The organism is Nitrospira sp., assembly GCA_024760525.1.
Lineage (GTDB): Bacteria > Nitrospirota > Nitrospiria > Nitrospirales > Nitrospiraceae > Nitrospira_D.
Map to the genome: position 1 here is coordinate 73,053 of CP060500.1, position 16,988 is coordinate 90,040.

Genomic DNA, 16,988 nt, shown 5'->3' on the forward strand with positions numbered 1-16,988 from the left:
TTAACCGTGCATCGGCGGACTTTCGAAGGCAACACAGCAGGGAGATCCTTGTGATACAGAGCAAGGGAGAAGCCGCTATGTTCAGCGTCCTGGCAGGTCTAGCCTTCCTGTTCATGGTTGGCACGGCATCCAGCGAAGAATTCCGAACAGATGATCCGCTGAAAGCGTTTGTGTACGGAGAATATCCACTTGGCGATGATTACTTTATAAAGGGGAACGCTGACACACAACTATTCCGGTGTATCCTAACGAAAGCAACAGATGGATTTGAAGGCATCGCGCTGTCGGAAGTTTCGATCTGGGGGTATCGAGGACCGTGGGAGATATTCCGGAAAGAACCAACGGGTTCATATCTATATGCGGGGACGGACCATTTGAGGAGCACTGCATGTCTCGAGTCATGCCAATCAAACACCTACCTACGAACCGGTCAGTGTCAGTGGCGGCGCGGGTGGCCTCAGCAGTAGCCATTGGTTGCCTCGTGGCTGCCGGAATTCTTGAGTGCTCGGAGCGGAGCTACCAGTTGTTCATGGCATCCCATGACGCCATTCGTCCGGGCATGACCATGGGCGAAGTATTTGGTTCCGGTTTAGCCGACTACATGGTCGACATGGGGGTCAAAAACGTGCCGGGCGCAACGCAGCCTGAGAATCAGCCGGCCAGCGCAGCCTGCAAGCGACATGTGCTCGACGTAACTTATGTGGCGGGTTTCCCTGCTTCCCCAGTGTTCCGGATCCGGCTCTATTGCAACATGAACGAACCATCGGCTGGACAGGTTATCCCAGAACATTCGTTCAAGACCAAGCAGGAGTTTCTAGAGGCGCTCGACTCGATGTACGCTTCTTGGGCAAAATATATGGAATTCAGAATCGAGTCGCCTCCCTTGGAGGCATTTGGAGCTTATGACCACTATCTCTTTACCACCGATCAGCAAGGACGGGTCGCTACGGTGTCACCCATCCTTCTGGCTCAATCCAAGAAGCAACAATAACAACCTTCTCCTATTGAATTGAAACGTGCAATCATCAACGGAGAGCTTTACGGGAGGATGGATCATGAACCACACCAAGAGACGAATCCACGATGGGATCGTCGGGGCGGTGATCACCCTTGGTATCACATTGGGCTATAGCCTGCATCCGGCTTGGCTATTCCTACCTGGCGCGATCGGAGTCACTCTGATTCAGAGCGCATTCACCGGGTTCTGCCCCGTGCATTTCCTGCTGGAGAAGGCCTGTGCGCCGGAAACAGAAGCCGGCGGCCTCCGAGGCATGTAGAGGCAAGCACCCGAGGACCCGTGTGACACTCAGTCCGAAGGAACTCCCTAGACCCATTAGTTGCCTCCCACGGAACTACTTGAGCTTAGACGTGGTCCGAGGATCCAGCCCACCCAACCTTCCCTGTTTCACACGTAGCCTGCCCGGTTATCCCTACATGGCAAGCCCACCTTCCTCTCTGCGTCCGATGCATTCTAGACACGGTGAGGAGCAGTCTGTTCGGAAAGATCGGACTCGGTATTGCTCTTCGAGTGCCGACGTCGAATGAGGTGGCTCAACAGCCTGTCGGCGGAGAGCAGTCCTGGTCCATGTAGGACGAAATATAGGAACAAAATCCCGACATAGAACGCTTCTTGGAGCGCAGCATCAGACAATTGTCCGTACGAGATTGAAGCGACGATATTGAGGCCGAACAGCGAGAGGGCTGCCCACCGACCTGCCAGGCCGATGGCCAGCAGGAACGAGCCGCCCAATTCAACGGCGGTGGCCACGTAAGCGGCCATCTCCGGCGACAGCAACGGCACATCGTAGACCATGGTGAAGAGCATCACCGTGGACATCCAACTGGAGAGCTTGACCATCCCGCCCTTCCAGAAGATATGCGCCAGGTACAGACGGACGGACAAGTCGAAGAACGGGAGCAAGGCCTCCAGCCCCCAGACCAATCGACCGTACATCAGAGCAGCACGATTGACCGTCCATGCAAAGAATCCGTCGTCCTCTTTCATAAGCGCACCTCCGTCTCAATGCTGCTCAGCAGGCCTAGCGCGAGGACGGATGCCATGAAGCGATTGAAGTCAAACCGGGGATCGCACTGTGTGGCGATCTGCTCGATCTCGGCCACGGTCTTTCGATCGGCCATGGCTTCGACCAACCGGTAGTCGAGATCAGCGAGCGTTTCCACGCGGATTCTCCCTTCGGCCCTTACGACCACGACGCAGGTTTCCTCGTCCGGCAGCGGCAGGTCGACTCCGATGTCCGTCGGAGCGTCCGGTTGCAATGCCACCCACACGCGTTGGATCGGCAAGGAGAATCGATGCAGTCGCACAGCCGCGTTCAGACGGAACGTCACGTCCGACGGATCGGCCGATGCGATGGCATCGAGTTGGTTATGGGAGAGCGGTGGAGCATCGGCAGCCTGATACGCTTCATGGCAGGCCCATTCCAGTCGTACCAATTCGATCAACAGGGGAGAAAGCTGCAACTCGCTGAGAAACGCGGGAAAGTGGCACCCGTAGAGAAACAGATCACCGGTGGTCGAGGGAGAGCACCTGACATAGCCTCTCGCCAGGATGTGGAAATAGGCGTCGCCGATGAACCGACGCAGCACCGGGTAGGTGATCGTGAGCGTGTGGACGTAATTGTTCCTGATGAGTCGTCGGTAGAGGGCCAGGCTTCGCCGGGCCATCCTATCCAGTACCAGCTCCGCCGCGACTGGAGATGACGTCCCTTCCGAAATCGATGCCGCGAACGCGTGCTGGAGTTCACGCAGTGAGGACATGACAGGCTCCTACAACGGCATCGGCGTGGATGGCTTGTTCCACTAGCACCGAGAGCGGGGGGAGATTCGTATCCCATTCAATCAGCGTCGGACGCGGACCGACGTGGTGGATGGTCCACTCATAGAGACTCCAGACTTCCGGATAGACGGGCTGGCCATGCGTATCGACCAGGACACGCCCGGACTGATCGAAGCCGGCCAGATGGATTTCGTGCACCGCCTCGCGCGGCAGCGCATCCAGAAATTTTACAGGATCCAGATGGAAGTTCACGGCATTGACATAGACATTGTTGAGATCCAGCAGAATCCCACAGCCAGTTCGCCTGACGACTTCGGCCATGAACTCACCCTCCGGGATTGTGGAACCCCGCCATGTCAGGTACCGGGTGATGTTTTCGATCAGGAGGGTCCGTTGCAAGACAGTCTGAACTTCGTCAATCCGTGAACAGACATGTTTCAGGCTTTCCTCGGTCGAGGGCAAAGGGAGTAGCTCGTTCAGGAAACGCCCCCCAACGGAACTCCATGACAGATGTTCGGAGACAAACGTCGGTGCGAATCGATCGATCAAGAGTTTGAACTTACCCAGATGGGCGCGGTCGATCGGATCGGTGGAACCCAACGAGAGCCCGACTCCGTGAAAACTCAATGGGTAGTTGGCTCGAATCCGCTCAAGGATGCGGAGCGCGACGCCTCCCTCGCCAAAATAGTTCTCCGGATGGGTCTCCATCCAGGCCACTGGCGGCGGCGATTCCAATATCTCGCGATAGTGATGCGACCGCAGTCCGATCCCGGCTCGAGCCGGGATCGGGGCGGAAGATTGAAAAGACATCGGGTGTCGTCCTACATCTTCTTCATGTCTTCTTTCATCTTGGCCATGTCTTCTTTCGTGATTGTCAGCACGGTGCTCTTCGCAACCTTGGCGCACAAGCCTTTCGGCAGGAACACATACGAATCAGGCTCGTTGTCGCTCTTGGCCATGCCTGCACAAGAATGGAGACTGGTTCTGACGGCACAGTCGTTCATGCCCGCCTTCGCGACCCCGCCGCACGCTTCCCACCCAGCCGGCAGTTGTGGGGCCTTGGGCTCGGCGTTGGCAGCCTGGGTCCCGGCAAAACTCAAGGCAATCAACAAGGCTGAATGGATCACGGCGTTCTTCTTTGTCTTCGCGTTCATGTGATACTCCTGTTAAAAGTGTTTTGTTGACACGGCTCTCTTGTTGACCTCGCGCACCTGCTCTCCGTCCAACCGTACGTCACCACAGGCTTATCGAGTTCCCTCCTTTCTGCAATACGAGAATATCGTATTCCCGACCGAGTGTGGTTTCACGGCACAGTGGCACACTCACATCCTACTGATCGAGCGAATACCCCGCTGTGAGGCAGCTTACAGTTCGGAAAAAGAGTCGAGCGATTAGTTCTCTTGATTCGAACTGCTCCGTCCGCCTGAATCCATTCCCCGTTTCATGCCTCTGACTTCCTAGAACGGGTGGATGATCGCCTGGTGCGTAGAGTGTGATCGGGAGGAGGGGAAACCGATGGAGTCTGTGGATCTCATTCGGATTGGATCGTACGTGTCCGTCCTCGGGGTGATGGCGACGTGGGAAGTGTTGGCGCCGCGGCGGAAGCTGACGGCATCAAAGCTCTGTCGTTGGGGCGGCAATCTGACGATCGTGGTCTTGAATACAGTCCTCGCCCGTCTGCTGTTCATGGGCGGTGTCGTGACAACAGCGGCGATGGCGCAGGACCATAGCTGGGGACTCTTGAACTGGGTCGAAGGGCCGGCCTGGCTCGAACTCGCCCTGGCGATTGTAGCCCTCGATTTCATCATCTATTGGCAGCATCAGGTCTTCCATAACGTGCCGATCCTGTGGCGCTTTCACATGATGCATCACTCCGATCTGGATCTGGATGTGTCCAGTGGGGTGCGTTTTCACCCGGTGGAGATCATCATCTCGACGGGAATGAAGGCCCTGTCAGTACTCGTGCTGGGAGTGGCTCCGCTTGCGGTCGTGATCTTCGAGATCGTCCTCAACAGCACAGCCCTGTTCAACCACAGCAATGTCCGAATGCCTGTAGCCCTCGATCGGATGCTCCGGTGGTTCATCGTCACGCCGGACATGCATCGGATTCATCATTCGACGGATGTACGAGAAACCAACAGCAACTACGGATTCAACGTGCCCTGGTGGGATCGCCTGTTCGGCACCTATTGCCCCCAACCGGCCTTGGGGCAGACGGGCATGACGATCGGCCTGGAGCATCTCGGTCCGCCGGTCTGTCTGAACCTGTTCATGATGCTCCGCTTCCCATTCGTGACGCAGTTAGGGCGTGATACAACCCGCACATAATCGTGACTACTGTTCAGGCCGGCATCACTGCTGGAGGGAAAATACCAGTGAGTTCTCCAGTCCGAACAGGGTCCTTCTTTCCCGCCGCTGATTAGTTGCGTCCCGCCATCACACCGCCGTCGACATCCCAAATCGCCCCGGTCACCCACGCAGCATCGTCGCTCAGTAAAAACTGGATGACCCGCGCCACGTCGTCAGGCGTCCCAATCCGGCCGAGTGGGTGAAACCCGTTGAAGGAGGCCAACGTCTCGTCGACTTGACTTGGCTCGATGAACGCCTGGTAAATCGGAGTGTGTACCACGGCCGGTGACACGGCATTGACACGGATGTTGTGGCCCGCCAGCTCCATCGCCATGTGTTGGGTGAGCGCATGCAGTCCTGCCTTGGCCATCGAATAGGCAGAGGACGGCGTTGCCTTAATCGCTTGTCGCGCCCACATGGATCCGATATGCACGATCGAGCCACCGCCGTTGGCCGCCATGTTCGTGGCGACAGCTTGCGAAATGAAGAAGAGGGCTCGATTGAGATCCAAATATCTATTATAGTCTTCGTGTGTATGTTCGAGGAATGGGGTGGGCTTGAAGTACCCTGCCGCATTCACCAGATATTTGATATGGCGGCTGTGGTGCTCGGCAAACGCAATAATACGCCGGACATCGTCCGGTGCGTACAAGTCAGCGAGGATTCCTTCAACGGTCCCGAGCGCCGACAGCTCGCGTAGCGCCGTTTTCAGTTTATCTTGCGACTTGCCGACCATCGCGACGGGGATGTGACATTCCAATACGCGCTTCGCGGTGGCAAGCCCGATTCCGCTGGAGCCTCCTACAATGAGGGCGATGGGGTGATTCGACGGTTCCATTGATAACCTCCCGTGAATAGAGTCTCAGTCAAGAGGCAACTCGAGACCGTGACGTACGATGCATGATGGACTGCTAAACCACGAGGGAGTTGAACACATGGCAATTCCGACCTGTTCTTGTTCGCCCCTCCTTTGAGGTGTGGATGCATCGTCATAATGGGAGCTCACGCCACCCAACAGCCCGGCTGATTGGGCGTGCCTGCAACCGCCTCGCCCGGGACTGTGGCCAGCAGTTGGTAGTGGCCCAGGCCCAGCTCCTTACCATAGGCTTTCCCCACGAGCACGTCCTGCACATGTTGGTGATCCGAGGCGCGGAAGTAGGAGCGGCCCTCCTTCAGCCCGTCGAACTCATGGCCCTCCAGCGCCCTGATGACCGCCTGCGTGTCGGTCGTGCCGGCCCGTTGGATCGCTTCCAGAATCTGCGTCATCGCCGCATAGCCGTGGTAGCAGCGGGAGGTCGGAGTATGTTGATACTTGTCGATCACCCCTTGGATAAATCGTCGAGAGCTGTCGCTCGGGACTTTCGGGTCCCAGATCAACCCCCAAATCCCCGCGTTGTGGGCATAGCCGAGCGGGCGGCCAATCTGTTCGCCGCTGATCATTCCACCGACACCGATGTGCTCTTTGGCTAACCCTGCTGTTGTGTAGGCCTTCAGCGCGTGAACTAGATCCCAGCCGTAGAGATTCAGAATCACGGCGCTGGGGTTTGCAGATTTGGCTTGAGCCAACGGTGCGGCGAAGTCGGTGGACCCGAAGGGTGTGCTGACCGAGCCAAGCACGTCGCCCCCTGCGGCCAGGAGGGTGTCGGCCATGGCCTGTTCTGCGGCCCGCCCGTCCATCGTCTCAGCCGTAACCATGAACCAGCGATTCCCGTAGGTCTTCACGAGATGGGGCGTGATGGCCCTGGACAACATCCGGGCACTCGGCATGAAGACGAACGTGTGCGAGTTGCACCCGGCCCCTGTCAGCTCCTGCACATGCGCGCCGGTCACCATGAAGAGCGTATTCTCCTTCTTGGCCAGGTCAGAAACGGCGAGTGCGACCTCTCCATTGAAGGTGCCCATGAGGACATCCACGCGGTCTTCCTTGATAAACGTGGTGGCGGCTTTCAATGCGGTCTGAACGTTCGAGGCGTCGTCGGCTTCCAGAATCGCGATCTGACGTCCTAACACCCCGCCATCCTTGTTGAAGCGATCCACTGCCACGGTCGCCCCATGAACGTCGTGGACCGAGGAGGTGTTATAGGGGCCGGACAGCGGGTCGAGGATGCCGATCTTGATGGATTCGCCTGCGTAAGCGACGCGTGGTCCGGGTGGCAGTCCCAACCCCTGCGCGGCTAGATTGCCGAACGCGAGTGTGCCGCCGGTCGCCGCCGCCAGCTGCAAAAATTGCCTGCGAGACATCGTATCCATGGGTCATCGCTCTGATTGTGAGGCGCGGTTGTGTACGCATGCAGAACCTGTATATGCCAGCCCGCCCGGATCACAAGCGGGCTGTCGCGCCGGTGCCGTTCATGTGTTATGGGCTCGCAGTTGCGTCTCGAGTTCGAGTATCCGCTTTCGCAGCGGCTCTGCCAGTTCTTCGACCTCACCAATCGAGTAGCGGGGTGTGATGTATTTCGGGCAGTTCCAGTCGAACGAGACGACATCGATAAAGACCAGGCGCTCCACGCTCGACCGCATGGTCGAATCGGCGATCTGCGCGACGAGTTCCAAATGGAGGCGGGCGTCCTCGACGCGGGCATGACCAAGGATTTTCAGCCGCGCGCGGTTCTTGTAGTCCATGAGAAACAACGCGACGCGGTCGTTCACGGAGACGTTGCCGGTCGTGAGCAATTGCCGATTTCCTTTGTAATCGGCGAACGCCAGAGTTGTTTCGTCGATGACTCGCACAAATCCCTGAGGGCCCCCGCGATGCTGGATGTAGGGCCATCCGCTTTCGCTGATGGACCCCAGATAGAAGCTGTCTCGCGTCGCAATGAACTCGACCTCGGCCTGGCTGAGCGGGTCCCGTTCGGGTGCGCCGGTGATCACGCCCGTGCGCCCATAATACTGCTTCTGTGCGCGGCACACTGAATCCGTAAACATCAGATCGAGATATTTTGTTGCCATCATTTTCCCCCTTGCAGGTATCAGCCCTCTGGCGGCCAAGAGTCCGCTCCTGGCCGCCTCACAGAGCGAGTCTCAAAATACGATCGTCTGCCACCCGTCCGCCATATATTGGCGCAGGCTCAAGAGTCCGGACGTTCCGGCTAGGGCATTGTCTTTCTTCAGCGGCACACCGCACGCCTCCACACCGTCTTTGGCCCCAAAGACATCTGCGCATCCGCAGGAGGCACCCTGCACGACGTCACGCACCGCGTTATAGAGGCCGTTGGCCGGGTGCGTCAGCTTCGTAAGTTCCGCCGGCCACCGCGTGCCGGCACCGTTGAACATCACGGCCACCTCGTCTCCCTTCTGTTTGCTTTCGGCTGCGAGCGCCAGCGCGTTAAAGACTCGCCCGAGCGCTTCCTCTGAGCCGCTCTTCGGATCCGACACGATAATGATGGCTGTTTTCATGGGTTCTCCTTGGTTAGAGATGGTGAGACTATTGATGCGAATCATTACTTGAGCGCCGAGAGAATCTTGACCGTCTGCGCTGTGCTCCATACATCACTTGCAATCAAGCGGAAGTTCACAAATGCCGCTTCATAGCCATCGAACCCTGGCAGCTTGGCGGCTGCCGTGGCATCGGTGACCACGACGACCGCGAATCCCTGTTCCAGCAGTTCGCGCAGATGCGATTCCGTGCAGAGATTCGCCGACATCCCGGCGAGGATCACTTGGCTGATATCGGCTTTGCGGAGTTGCAGAATCAGATCGTTCGTCTCGGGCCCGTACACTTTGTGCGGGCTGGTCACGACCGTACGGCCGTCTTCGATATAGGGTTTGTAGCGGTCCAGCCAGTCGGCGCCCGATCCGGCCAACCCCTCCTGCGTCAACGCTCCCTTACGATCGAACATCCCGATGTTGTGCATGAGTACTTCCAAGGCGCCGCCGAACTTCCACTGGTGGTCATGCGGATAGTAATAGTGCGGGCTGACGAAGACCGGCACGTCGCTCGCTTTGGCTGTTTTGAAGAGACTCTCAATGTTCTCGACCGTGTGGTTCTCCTGCACACTCTGGCCGACGACGCCCCAGGCCACTCCCTTCGGGCTGAGGAAATCGTTGTGGGGATCGGTGATCACCACGGCCACCCGGCCCTTCTTGGGTGTCAGGCCGGGCCGAGGGATCGGTGCATCCTCCCGTGGCCCGGCATAGTGTGACACGGTCGGTGTCGGGTCCTGTGCGTACACAGCGGATGGTAGGGGAAGACTCACGACAACAGCCGTGAGGGACGAGATGATTAAACCAATGAACGGGGTCATGATGGCATCCTTTCTAGGTATTGATGAAGGTACATTCCTTGACACGCGACGCATTTTCCGCCTCTAGCTGCAGGCGCCAGAAGAAGCGGCGCACCCGCTCGTGAGCGTGACCTCCGGGAAGTCGATGACGGTCCCTGCCACATGATTGATGTAATTGCTGAAGATATTCAGCGCGACATGGGCGACCGTTTCCACGATCTCAGCGTCGGTCAGTCCGGCCTGACGCGCTTGTTTGATCTCTGCCTCCCCGAGTTCTCCCCGCTGCACCACGATGCTCTGTGCGAGTTTCAAGATGGCATCGGTGCGCGGGTCCACAGCCGCAGCCAGCCGGGCATCGGCGAGGTCCTGCTGGGTCAAGCCAAGCTTGCCGCCAATGAACGAGTGGGCGCTGAGACAATAGGCGCAGTGATTGGTCTCGGCGACCGTGAGCGCAATCTGTTCGCGAAGCTTTGGGGAGAAGCTTCCGTCCGCGAGCGCGGCATTGAAGCTGAGGTAGCCTTGGAGCGCAGCTGGAGCGTTCCCCAAGACTCGAACGAGATTGGGGACCACACCCAACTTTTTCTGGACGCCCTCGAAGAGCGCCTTGGCAGGTCCGGTGGTTGTCTGTGGGTCAAGTTGTGCGATGCGAGTCATGATGCCTCCTTGGGTGGTTGCTAAGTTCGACCGCGTCGAGATTGTCGCGGTTCACCTTGACTTGAGCAGATAGGATGCCATGATGGCCTGTGGTGATAAGCCTCTGATAAACAATGATTAGCATAGATTCAGACCAGCGTTGATTCGTTACGAGTATTCGTAATCTACGAATACTCGTTGCTTCTTCGGTTGAGATTTCGTAGTGTCGTCCCATGGACACACAGCAACTTCCTCAGGTCATGGTCGCGACAGCGCGTCAGCGCGGTCTTTGTGATGTACTCAGGACGATCACCCATGGGATCGCCCAATGCCCCAACACAGTCCTGATCCGCATCTGGCTTGCCGAGCCAGATATCCTCTGCGACCTGTGCCGAAGTCGGGAGGATGCCTCCGAAAGTCAGCGATCTCTGCACCTCGTCGCCAGTGCCGGCATTCCCCGTGATCCACAGGCCGACTATGGCCGTCTCGACGGCTCCTTTCACCGGTTTCCTATCGGAGATCGCAAAATAGGGCGCGTGGCCGCAACAGGAGAACCTCTCTGGCTGGCCGGGCTGCAGGGCAACGAAGAGTGGATGGCGCACCCGGCTTGGTTTACGCGAGAGGGTGTCAGGACGTTTGCGGCGCAGCCCTTGATCTTCCAGGACGAGATCCTCGGAGTCCTGGGGCTCTTCGACCGCGGCTTGCTCAACGAGGAAGCCTTCGAGTGGCTCCGCATCTTCGCCGACTACGCGGCGGTGAGTATCGCGAACGCCAAGGCGTATGAAGAGATCGATGTCCTGCGGGCTCGTTTGGAAGAAGAGAACCTCTATCTGCGCGAAGAAGTGACCGCCGCCCTTGGGATGGGAGAATTCGTGGGCGAGAGCCAGGCCCTGCAGCACGTCCTGCGTCAGGTGGAGTTGGTCGCTCCCACTGACGCAGCGGTCTTGATTACCGGTGAGAGCGGGACGGGCAAGGAACTCGTTGCCCGCGCAATTCATGACCGCAGTCCACGCAAGGACCGGGCCCTAATCAAGGTGAACTGCAGTGCCGTACCGGATGCCCTATTCGAGAGCGAATTTTTCGGTCATGTGAAAGGCGCCTTTACCGGAGCGCTGGCCGATCGCCCGGGCCGTTTCGAAATGGCCGATCATGGCACCCTCTTCCTCGATGAAATCGGGGAGGTGCCGCTCCCGATGCAGGCAAAGCTCCTCCGCGTGATCCAAGAGCGCGAATTCGAGCGTGTCGGCGACACCCGCACACGCCACGTGGATGTCCGAATCCTCGCCGCGACCAATCGAGACCTGAAGCACGAGGTCGACGCCGGTCGCTTTCGCCAAGATCTCTACTATCGACTCAGCGTCTTCCCGCTTCACATTCCTCCGCTTCGTGAACGCCGTGAAGACATTCCGAAGCTGGCGGCCCATTTCATCGCTCAGAGCGCCAAACGCATGAACCGCCGTGTCCCGCGCCTGACTCAAGGGGTCTTGAGCCAACTGGCCGCCCATAGCTGGCCGGGAAATGTGCGCGAGCTCCAAAACGTCGTTGAGCGTGCCGTCATCCTTTCCCCAGGCCGCACCCTGGACATTCATCTCCAATCCGCTCCCTCCCGTGCCCCTGGGGCGCCATCCGCCCCGGCTCCCTCAGCAGCGCAGATAGCGACCCGACAAGAGTGGAGGGGGCACGAGCGGGAGAACATCGCGCAAGCCTTGCGCCTCACCAAGGGGAAGATATTTGGAACACACGGTGCCGCCGCGTTGTTGGGCATGAAACCGACGACGCTCGCATCGCGCATCAAAGCGCTCGGGATCAAGAAAACGAAACCGGATCTCTGATCTCCCAATCTCCGACCTGTGCGGCAACAGTCCGCAACGGCTTGGTTCCTGTTCAGCGACGTACGCGTCTCAGCCGACGGTCTTGGCCTGCGCCTTCCATGCTTGCGCTGAAAATTGTGGATCAAGCGGCGTGTGCGCGATGTGATTCACATAATTGCTCAACGTCTTGAGGGCCACGATCGTCAACACGTCTAGCAGCTGTCGCTGTCCGTATCCCGCTGCTGCGAAGAACTCCAGATCGTCCTCTGGTACCCAACCGCGATGATGCAGAATGGACAGCACCAACGTGCGAAGCGCATTGAGTTTCCGGTCGGAAAGCGGGTGCTGCGAGCGCAGCGCGTCAAGCACATCCTCGGGCATGTGGACCATCTGGGCCACCGTGGAATGGGCTCCCACACAGTAGGCACAATCGTTCGCGGCGCTGACGGCCAGCGTCACGACCTGCTGTTCCACCGGCGTGAGGGCGCTCTGCTCCAGCGCCTTGTTGATGGCCGCGTAGGCCTGGACCGCCGTGGGTGACTCGGCCAGCACGCCGTACAAATTTGGCACAAATCCGTATTTCTTTGCGGTGGCTTCGAGTGTCGCCCGCGATGCCTCCGGTGCCGTCTCCTCCGTATGAACCTGAAACTTCATGATGACCCTCCTTCGTGGTATTAACCGGTTACTTCCCCTGCGCAGCCATGTGTTTCAACGCCTCAGTCGTGACAGGTGAGCCGCCGACACCCCACTGACCCGACGGAACTTCCTCTACGATGACCCACGTGACGGGCCGCACCCCTTCTCCCTCTACGGAGACGATCGCGTCCGTGACCTTGCGGATCAGCTCCTGTTTCTGCTCCAGACTGAGAAACCCGCTGAGCCCTTTCAATTGTGCAAGTGGCATATGGTCACTCCCTTCTCTTGATATGTGAGCTTCTTGTTCTACAGCCCATGATTCCAGAGGTTTCGCAAAGCGGGACACTCGTATTACCCGTATACCGGCACACTGCGATGGTCGAGATGATACCGCGTCCGGCACGCAAGGCATCGCACGATCCAGAGACATCCATCGGGGTAGTAATCGCACTGGAGCATCGGAACCAGCTCGTGCACGCCGCAGGCCGGACAGGGCAGTTCGTGAAGTTGAATGCGCAATGCCATGACCGTGTCGTCTTGGGCTGTCATACGCCACCTCCTCAATGTGTCCGTCACATCTCATGCGGTCACGAGCCGTGGCATGCAAGGACTGGAACCCGTGAGCGGCGCGCACGCATTCGTCAAACGGCGTCTGTTTTCGAGAATCGCCGTATCGACAATGTCACCGCAGAGCAGGCAACGATAGCCATCTGCGCAGAGATCACTGCTCATCCCTTGAAGATCGACAATCCGCTCGCTGACCATCAGACCATTGCATCTCGTGCAAGTCATGGCGCACCTCCTTGTGAGCGATAGATATGTTCGCATCCTGAGCGTGATCCTATGCGCAGTCTCGCCGATCTTCTGTAAGGCGCCTTACGAGTTTCCGCAATATTCATCCGTTTACTTGTAATCCAGCCCACAGATCCTCTGGGTAGGCCTACAGTAGAGTGGAGATCATCGCAGCATGAGGCCGCTTTCTCACCACTCATGAGGCGGAGATCGTTCTCGTGATTCACCTGTTCGTGATGAAAGGAGTGCCGCATGTCCAAAGTGGCGATTGTGGTATTAGCCGACACCGACACCCATGAAGGATTGGGGCGTGTGGTGAACGCGCTGGAAGCCGTCAAAGAGTTCAAGGACGGCCACGATGACGTGCAACTCATTTTTGATGGAGCAGGCCCCAAGTGGATTCCGGAACTGGAGAAGTCCGATCACATGGCACACAGCCTTTATGTTGCAGTGAAGGACCGGATCGGAGGCGCATGCGAGTTTTGCGCGGGAGCCTTTGGCGTGAAGGAAAAAGTGGTTGCCTGCGGCGTGAAGCTGACAGGGGAGTATGACGGACATCCGAGCTTCAGGAAACTCGTGGCGCAGGGGTATCAGGTCATCACGTTCTAAGCTGGCCTGTCCGACGGGTATGCCTCGGACTTTGGCTACCGCCCGCGCCACAAAGCATAGAGAACTGGAATCACCAGAAGCGTCAGAATAGTTGAGCTGACCATACCGCCGATCATCGGCGCGGCAATCCGTTTCATCACATCGGCGCCGGTGCCGGTGGTCCACATGATGGGGAGCAAGCCGCCCATGATCGCAGCCACCGTCATCATCTTCGGCCGCACTCGTTGAACCGCACCCTCCATGATGGCGTCGCGAAGGTCCTGAGCCGTTGTCATTCGACCTTCGCGCACGCGCCGATCATACGCTTCATCGAGATAGACGAGCATCACCACGCCCGTCTCCGCCGCCACACCGGCCAGTGCGATAATGCCCACCCAGACCGCCACGCTGAGATTGTAGCCCAGGTAATGGAGATACCAGATCGCTCCGATCCCAGCGAAGGGGACAGACAAGAGCACGATCAGTGATTTCGCGAGCGATCGGAAATTGAGATACAGGAGCAACAGAATCACGGCGAGGGTCACGGGGATCACCAGCTTCAGCCGCTCTTCCGCGCGCACCAGATGCTCGTATTGACCGGTCCAGATCAGCCGATACCCAGAGGGGAGTGTGACCAGTTCGCGAACTGCTCGTTGGGCATCATGCACATAGCCGCGCAGATCGCGGCCGTTGACCGACACCGACACCAGGCCAGCGAGCGATCCCGCCTCATCCGCGATCGACGGGGGCCCCTGCGTGATCACCAGCTCCGCGATTTGTCCAAGGGGGATCTGCGCCCCGCTCGGTGTGGGAACCAACACCCGTTTAAGCCGGTCCGGATCATCACGTAATTCGCGCTTGTAGCGCACATTGACTGAATACCGTTCCCGTCCCTCGACCGTAGTCGTGACGGTCTCGCCGCCAATGGCCGAGGTGATGACAGCCTGCACGTCTCCCACCGTCAGACCGTAGCGGGCAGCTTCACGTCGATTGACGGTCAAATCCAGGTAATAGCCCTCGTTGAGCCGTTCTGCAAAGGCGCTCTTGGTGCCAGGCACAGTGGCCAAGACTTGCTCGATCTCCAAGCCGATTCTCTCGATGGTCTTCAGATCCGGTCCCAGGACTTTGATGCCGACCGGGCTGCGCACCCCGGTGGTGATCATCTCGGTGCGAGTCTGAATCGGCATCCACCAGATGTTCGGAAATCCGGGAATGCGGAGCTTGGCATCCATCTCGTCCAGCAAACGATCCCAGGTCATGCCGGGCCGCCATTGCGATTCAGGTTTGAGGGTGACTGTAATTTCTGCCATGCCGACAAAGGCCGGATCAGTGGCAGTCGGAGCCTTGCCCATTTTTCCGAAAACCCGTTCCACTTCCGGGAAGGTCGCGAGCAACTGATCCTGAACCTGCAGCACCTTGGCCGATTCAGGAATGGAGAGACCAGGGACGGTGGTCGGCATGTAGAGAATGGTCCCCTCGTTCAGTGGCGGCATGAATTCTGCGCCCAAACGTGAAAAGATCGGCGTCGTGAATCCGAATATCACGACCGCCAGACCGAGTGTCAGCCACCGGACCCGTAACGCACCGGCGAGGATCGGCCGATACAAAGCGACGAGCAGCCTATTCAGCGGATTCTTGGCTTCCGCCCGGATGCGCCCCCGGATCAGGAGAACCATTAGTACAGGAGCCAAGGTTACCGAGAGTGCGGTGGCGAACAGCATCGAGAAGGTTTTGGTATAGGCCAAGGGCGTGAATAACCGGCCCTCCTGCGCCTCTAGTGCGAAGATCGGCAGGAACGACACGGCGATCACCAAGAGCGAGAAGAACAATGGACGGCCGACTTCTTTGGCTGCTGCGATGATGGTTTCAATCCGGTCCGCATTCGGTCCTTGTTCCAACCGCTTGTGCGCGTTCTCCACCATCACGATGGCTGCATCCACCATCGCGCCGATGGCAATGGCAATTCCTCCGAGCGACATGATGCTGGAGGTGATGTTCAGGTACGCCATTGGGATGAACGCGAGCAGCACTGCTACGGGCAGGATGAGAATCGCCACCAGGGCGCTACGCAGGTGAAACAGAAAGACGACCGCGACCAGGCTGACAATAATAGACTCCTCCAGGAGTTTCTCGTGAAGTACTGCAATAGCCCGATGAATGAGATCAGACCGGTCATAGGTGGGGACGATGCGGACGCCGTCGGGTAGAGCCGGCGTGATCTCTGCCAGCCTGGCTTTGACCTGCTCGATCACGGCAAGCGCGTTTTCACCGGCCCTCATGATCACGATCCCGCCGACTGTTTGGCCCTTGCCGTCCAACTCGGCAATACCCCGACGCTGGTCCGGTCCGATTTGGACATGGGCAATATCCCGGATCAAGATAGGTGTGCCCCGCCCATCCGTCCCGACAGGGATCAGCTCGATATCATCAATAGAACGCAGGTAGCCACGCCCACGAACGATGTATTCCGTGCCAGCCATTTCCAAGACACGGCCACTCACTTCAGCATTGCTGTTCCGAACTGCTTCGATGACCGTCTGAATCGGCAGCCGATAAGCCGCTAATGTGTTGGGGTCCACTTCGATTTGATACTGCTTGACGAATCCGCCGACTGCCGACACTTCTGCCACCCCCGGCACACTTTCCAGTTGGTAGCGCAGGTGCCAATCTTGAAGACTGCGGAGCTGCGCCAGATCGTGCGCGCCAGACTCGTCGACCAATGCATACTGATAGACCCACCCAACACCGGTCGCGTCGGGACCTAGAGTCGGTGCGACTCCGGCTGGTAACTTCCCGGTCAGCTTCTGCAGGTATTCCAGCACACGACTGCGTGCCCAGTACAAGTCCGTCCGGTCTTCGAAGATCACGTAGACGTATGAGACCCCGTATTCTGAGACTCCTCGAACCCGTTTGACTTTCGGACCGGCCAGCAGAGAGGTGACGATCGGATAGGTGACCTGGTCTTCAATCAACGTCGGGCTGCGCCCCTGCCACTCGGTATAGATGGTCACCTGGACATCGGACAGGTCCGGCACCGCATCCAGCGGAACCTTAAAAGCCGTCCACAGGCCCCAACCTGCCAGCAGCAACACACAGAGGATGACGAGGACTGGATTGCGTGCACTCCCTTCGATGAGTCGTGCGATCATTGTTTTTCAC

20 protein-coding genes are annotated in these 16,988 nt (G+C 58.3%); 5 read left to right on the forward strand and 15 right to left on the reverse strand.

The annotated features are described in order from the left end of the window. Nucleotides 1-388: 388 nt before the first annotated feature. Both H8K04_20145 and H8K04_20150 read left to right on the forward strand, forming a co-directional pair. Nucleotides 389-991, forward strand: coding sequence for a hypothetical protein (locus H8K04_20145; protein ID UVT18242.1), 603 nt, complete (start codon nt 389-391; stop codon nt 989-991). 64 nt (nt 992-1,055) lie between these two features. Next, complete coding sequence (locus H8K04_20150; protein UVT18243.1) at nt 1,056-1,277, forward strand: DUF2892 domain-containing protein; 222 nt, start codon at nt 1,056-1,058, stop codon at nt 1,275-1,277. Between the two features lie 194 nt (nt 1,278-1,471). On the opposite strand, the gene H8K04_20155 is transcribed toward H8K04_20150, so the two are convergent. From H8K04_20155 to H8K04_20170, 4 genes are read right to left on the reverse strand one after another with little or no spacing between them, the layout of a single operon-like run. After that, complete coding sequence (locus tag H8K04_20155) at nt 1,472-1,954, reverse strand: DoxX family protein (GenBank protein UVT18308.1); 483 nt, start codon at nt 1,952-1,954, stop codon at nt 1,472-1,474. Nucleotides 1,955-2,001: 47 nt separating this feature from the next. After that, the gene (locus H8K04_20160) at nt 2,002-2,778 is read right to left on the reverse strand and encodes a putative DNA-binding domain-containing protein (protein ID UVT18244.1); all 777 of its coding nucleotides are present in this window, start codon (nt 2,776-2,778) and stop codon (nt 2,002-2,004) included. Next, nucleotides 2,762-3,607 carry a DUF692 domain-containing protein gene (locus H8K04_20165; GenBank protein UVT18245.1) on the reverse strand — a complete coding sequence of 282 codons (846 nt, stop codon included), beginning with the start codon at nt 3,605-3,607 and terminating at the stop codon, nt 2,762-2,764. The genes H8K04_20160 and H8K04_20165 overlap by 17 nt, the downstream gene beginning before the upstream one ends. Before the next feature lie 11 nt (nt 3,608-3,618). Then, nucleotides 3,619-3,951, reverse strand: coding sequence for a DUF2282 domain-containing protein (locus H8K04_20170; GenBank protein ID UVT18246.1), 333 nt, complete (start codon nt 3,949-3,951; stop codon nt 3,619-3,621). Between the two features lie 361 nt (nt 3,952-4,312). On the opposite strand from H8K04_20170, the gene H8K04_20175 reads away from it, so the two are divergent. Continuing rightward, nucleotides 4,313-5,125 (forward strand): sterol desaturase family protein, encoded by an 813-nt coding sequence (locus tag H8K04_20175; protein ID UVT18247.1) that lies wholly within the window; start codon nt 4,313-4,315, stop codon nt 5,123-5,125. 91 nt (nt 5,126-5,216) lie between these two features. Here the strand turns inward: H8K04_20175 and H8K04_20180 are convergent, their stop codons facing one another. The 6 genes from H8K04_20180 to H8K04_20205 all read right to left on the reverse strand — a co-directional run bounded on the left by H8K04_20180 (nt 5,217) and on the right by H8K04_20205 (nt 10,023). After that, nucleotides 5,217-5,984 (reverse strand): SDR family oxidoreductase, encoded by a 768-nt coding sequence (locus H8K04_20180; protein ID UVT18248.1) that lies wholly within the window; start codon nt 5,982-5,984, stop codon nt 5,217-5,219. Between the two features lie 164 nt (nt 5,985-6,148). Then, a complete protein-coding gene (locus tag H8K04_20185; GenBank protein ID UVT18309.1) occupies nt 6,149-7,396 on the reverse strand; it encodes an ABC transporter substrate-binding protein in 1,248 nt (415 codons plus the stop codon). Between the two features lie 99 nt (nt 7,397-7,495). Continuing rightward, on the reverse strand, nt 7,496-8,095 hold the full coding sequence (locus H8K04_20190) for a pyridoxamine 5'-phosphate oxidase family protein (GenBank protein ID UVT18310.1): 600 nt from the start codon (nt 8,093-8,095) through the stop codon (nt 7,496-7,498). 72 nt (nt 8,096-8,167) lie between these two features. Beyond that, nucleotides 8,168-8,542, reverse strand: a complete 375-nt coding sequence (locus H8K04_20195) for a DsrE family protein (GenBank protein ID UVT18249.1) — start codon at nt 8,540-8,542, stop codon at nt 8,168-8,170. A gap of 44 nt (nt 8,543-8,586) precedes the next feature. Next, entirely contained in the window at nt 8,587-9,390 is an 804-nt protein-coding gene (locus H8K04_20200; protein ID UVT18250.1) for an isochorismatase family protein, read from the reverse strand. A gap of 63 nt (nt 9,391-9,453) precedes the next feature. After that, nucleotides 9,454-10,023: a carboxymuconolactone decarboxylase family protein gene (locus H8K04_20205; GenBank protein UVT18251.1), complete on the reverse strand. Its 570-nt coding sequence runs from the start codon at nt 10,021-10,023 to the stop codon at nt 9,454-9,456. Nucleotides 10,024-10,262: 239 nt separating this feature from the next. Here H8K04_20205 and H8K04_20210 point away from each other — a divergent pair, with 239 nt between their 5' ends. After that, nucleotides 10,263-11,834 carry a sigma 54-interacting transcriptional regulator gene (locus H8K04_20210; GenBank protein ID UVT18311.1) on the forward strand — a complete coding sequence of 524 codons (1,572 nt, stop codon included), beginning with the start codon at nt 10,263-10,265 and terminating at the stop codon, nt 11,832-11,834. A gap of 69 nt (nt 11,835-11,903) precedes the next feature. Here H8K04_20210 and H8K04_20215 read toward each other — a convergent pair whose 3' ends face one another. The 4 genes from H8K04_20215 to H8K04_20230 all read right to left on the reverse strand — a co-directional run bounded on the left by H8K04_20215 (nt 11,904) and on the right by H8K04_20230 (nt 13,241). Beyond that, complete coding sequence (locus tag H8K04_20215; protein UVT18252.1) at nt 11,904-12,467, reverse strand: carboxymuconolactone decarboxylase family protein; 564 nt, start codon at nt 12,465-12,467, stop codon at nt 11,904-11,906. Nucleotides 12,468-12,495: 28 nt separating this feature from the next. Then, complete coding sequence (locus H8K04_20220; GenBank protein ID UVT18253.1) at nt 12,496-12,717, reverse strand: 4-oxalocrotonate tautomerase family protein; 222 nt, start codon at nt 12,715-12,717, stop codon at nt 12,496-12,498. Nucleotides 12,718-12,800: 83 nt separating this feature from the next. Then, the gene (locus H8K04_20225; protein UVT18254.1) at nt 12,801-12,998 is read right to left on the reverse strand and encodes a hypothetical protein; all 198 of its coding nucleotides are present in this window, start codon (nt 12,996-12,998) and stop codon (nt 12,801-12,803) included. A 30-nt stretch (nt 12,999-13,028) separates the two neighbouring features. Then, nucleotides 13,029-13,241: a hypothetical protein gene (locus tag H8K04_20230; protein UVT18255.1), complete on the reverse strand. Its 213-nt coding sequence runs from the start codon at nt 13,239-13,241 to the stop codon at nt 13,029-13,031. 252 nt (nt 13,242-13,493) lie between these two features. Here H8K04_20230 and H8K04_20235 point away from each other — a divergent pair, with 252 nt between their 5' ends. Then, the gene (locus tag H8K04_20235) at nt 13,494-13,850 is read left to right on the forward strand and encodes a DsrE family protein (GenBank protein ID UVT18256.1); all 357 of its coding nucleotides are present in this window, start codon (nt 13,494-13,496) and stop codon (nt 13,848-13,850) included. Between the two features lie 35 nt (nt 13,851-13,885). Here H8K04_20235 and H8K04_20240 read toward each other — a convergent pair whose 3' ends face one another. Next, entirely contained in the window at nt 13,886-16,978 is a 3,093-nt protein-coding gene (locus tag H8K04_20240; protein ID UVT18257.1) for an efflux RND transporter permease subunit, read from the reverse strand. Nucleotides 16,979-16,988 lie beyond the last annotated feature (10 nt).

Excerpts from the sequence above, each read along its gene's own strand:
- H8K04_20145 (UVT18242.1), top strand. The coding sequence starts at position 389 with ATGTCTCGAGTCATGCCAATCAAACACCTACCTACGAACCGGTCAGTG.
- H8K04_20150 (UVT18243.1), top strand. The coding sequence starts at position 1,056 with ATGAACCACACCAAGAGACGAATCCACGATGGGATCGTCGGGGCGGTG.
- H8K04_20155 (UVT18308.1), bottom strand. The coding sequence starts at position 1,954 with ATGTACGGTCGATTGGTCTGGGGGCTGGAGGCCTTGCTCCCGTTCTTC.
- H8K04_20160 (UVT18244.1), bottom strand. The coding sequence starts at position 2,778 with ATGTCCTCACTGCGTGAACTCCAGCACGCGTTCGCGGCATCGATTTCG.
- H8K04_20165 (UVT18245.1), bottom strand. The coding sequence starts at position 3,607 with ATGTCTTTTCAATCTTCCGCCCCGATCCCGGCTCGAGCCGGGATCGGA.
- H8K04_20170 (UVT18246.1), bottom strand. The coding sequence starts at position 3,951 with ATGAACGCGAAGACAAAGAAGAACGCCGTGATCCATTCAGCCTTGTTG.
- H8K04_20175 (UVT18247.1), top strand. The coding sequence starts at position 4,313 with ATGGAGTCTGTGGATCTCATTCGGATTGGATCGTACGTGTCCGTCCTC.
- H8K04_20180 (UVT18248.1), bottom strand. The coding sequence starts at position 5,984 with ATGGAACCGTCGAATCACCCCATCGCCCTCATTGTAGGAGGCTCCAGC.
- H8K04_20185 (UVT18309.1), bottom strand. The coding sequence starts at position 7,396 with ATGGATACGATGTCTCGCAGGCAATTTTTGCAGCTGGCGGCGGCGACC.
- H8K04_20190 (UVT18310.1), bottom strand. The coding sequence starts at position 8,095 with ATGGCAACAAAATATCTCGATCTGATGTTTACGGATTCAGTGTGCCGC.
- H8K04_20195 (UVT18249.1), bottom strand. The coding sequence starts at position 8,542 with ATGAAAACAGCCATCATTATCGTGTCGGATCCGAAGAGCGGCTCAGAG.
- H8K04_20200 (UVT18250.1), bottom strand. The coding sequence starts at position 9,390 with ATGACCCCGTTCATTGGTTTAATCATCTCGTCCCTCACGGCTGTTGTC.
- H8K04_20205 (UVT18251.1), bottom strand. The coding sequence starts at position 10,023 with ATGACTCGCATCGCACAACTTGACCCACAGACAACCACCGGACCTGCC.
- H8K04_20210 (UVT18311.1), top strand. The coding sequence starts at position 10,263 with ATGGTCGCGACAGCGCGTCAGCGCGGTCTTTGTGATGTACTCAGGACG.
- H8K04_20215 (UVT18252.1), bottom strand. The coding sequence starts at position 12,467 with ATGAAGTTTCAGGTTCATACGGAGGAGACGGCACCGGAGGCATCGCGG.
- H8K04_20220 (UVT18253.1), bottom strand. The coding sequence starts at position 12,717 with ATGCCACTTGCACAATTGAAAGGGCTCAGCGGGTTTCTCAGTCTGGAG.
- H8K04_20225 (UVT18254.1), bottom strand. The coding sequence starts at position 12,998 with ATGACAGCCCAAGACGACACGGTCATGGCATTGCGCATTCAACTTCAC.
- H8K04_20230 (UVT18255.1), bottom strand. The coding sequence starts at position 13,241 with ATGACTTGCACGAGATGCAATGGTCTGATGGTCAGCGAGCGGATTGTC.
- H8K04_20235 (UVT18256.1), top strand. The coding sequence starts at position 13,494 with ATGTCCAAAGTGGCGATTGTGGTATTAGCCGACACCGACACCCATGAA.
- H8K04_20240 (UVT18257.1), bottom strand. The coding sequence starts at position 16,978 with ATGATCGCACGACTCATCGAAGGGAGTGCACGCAATCCAGTCCTCGTC.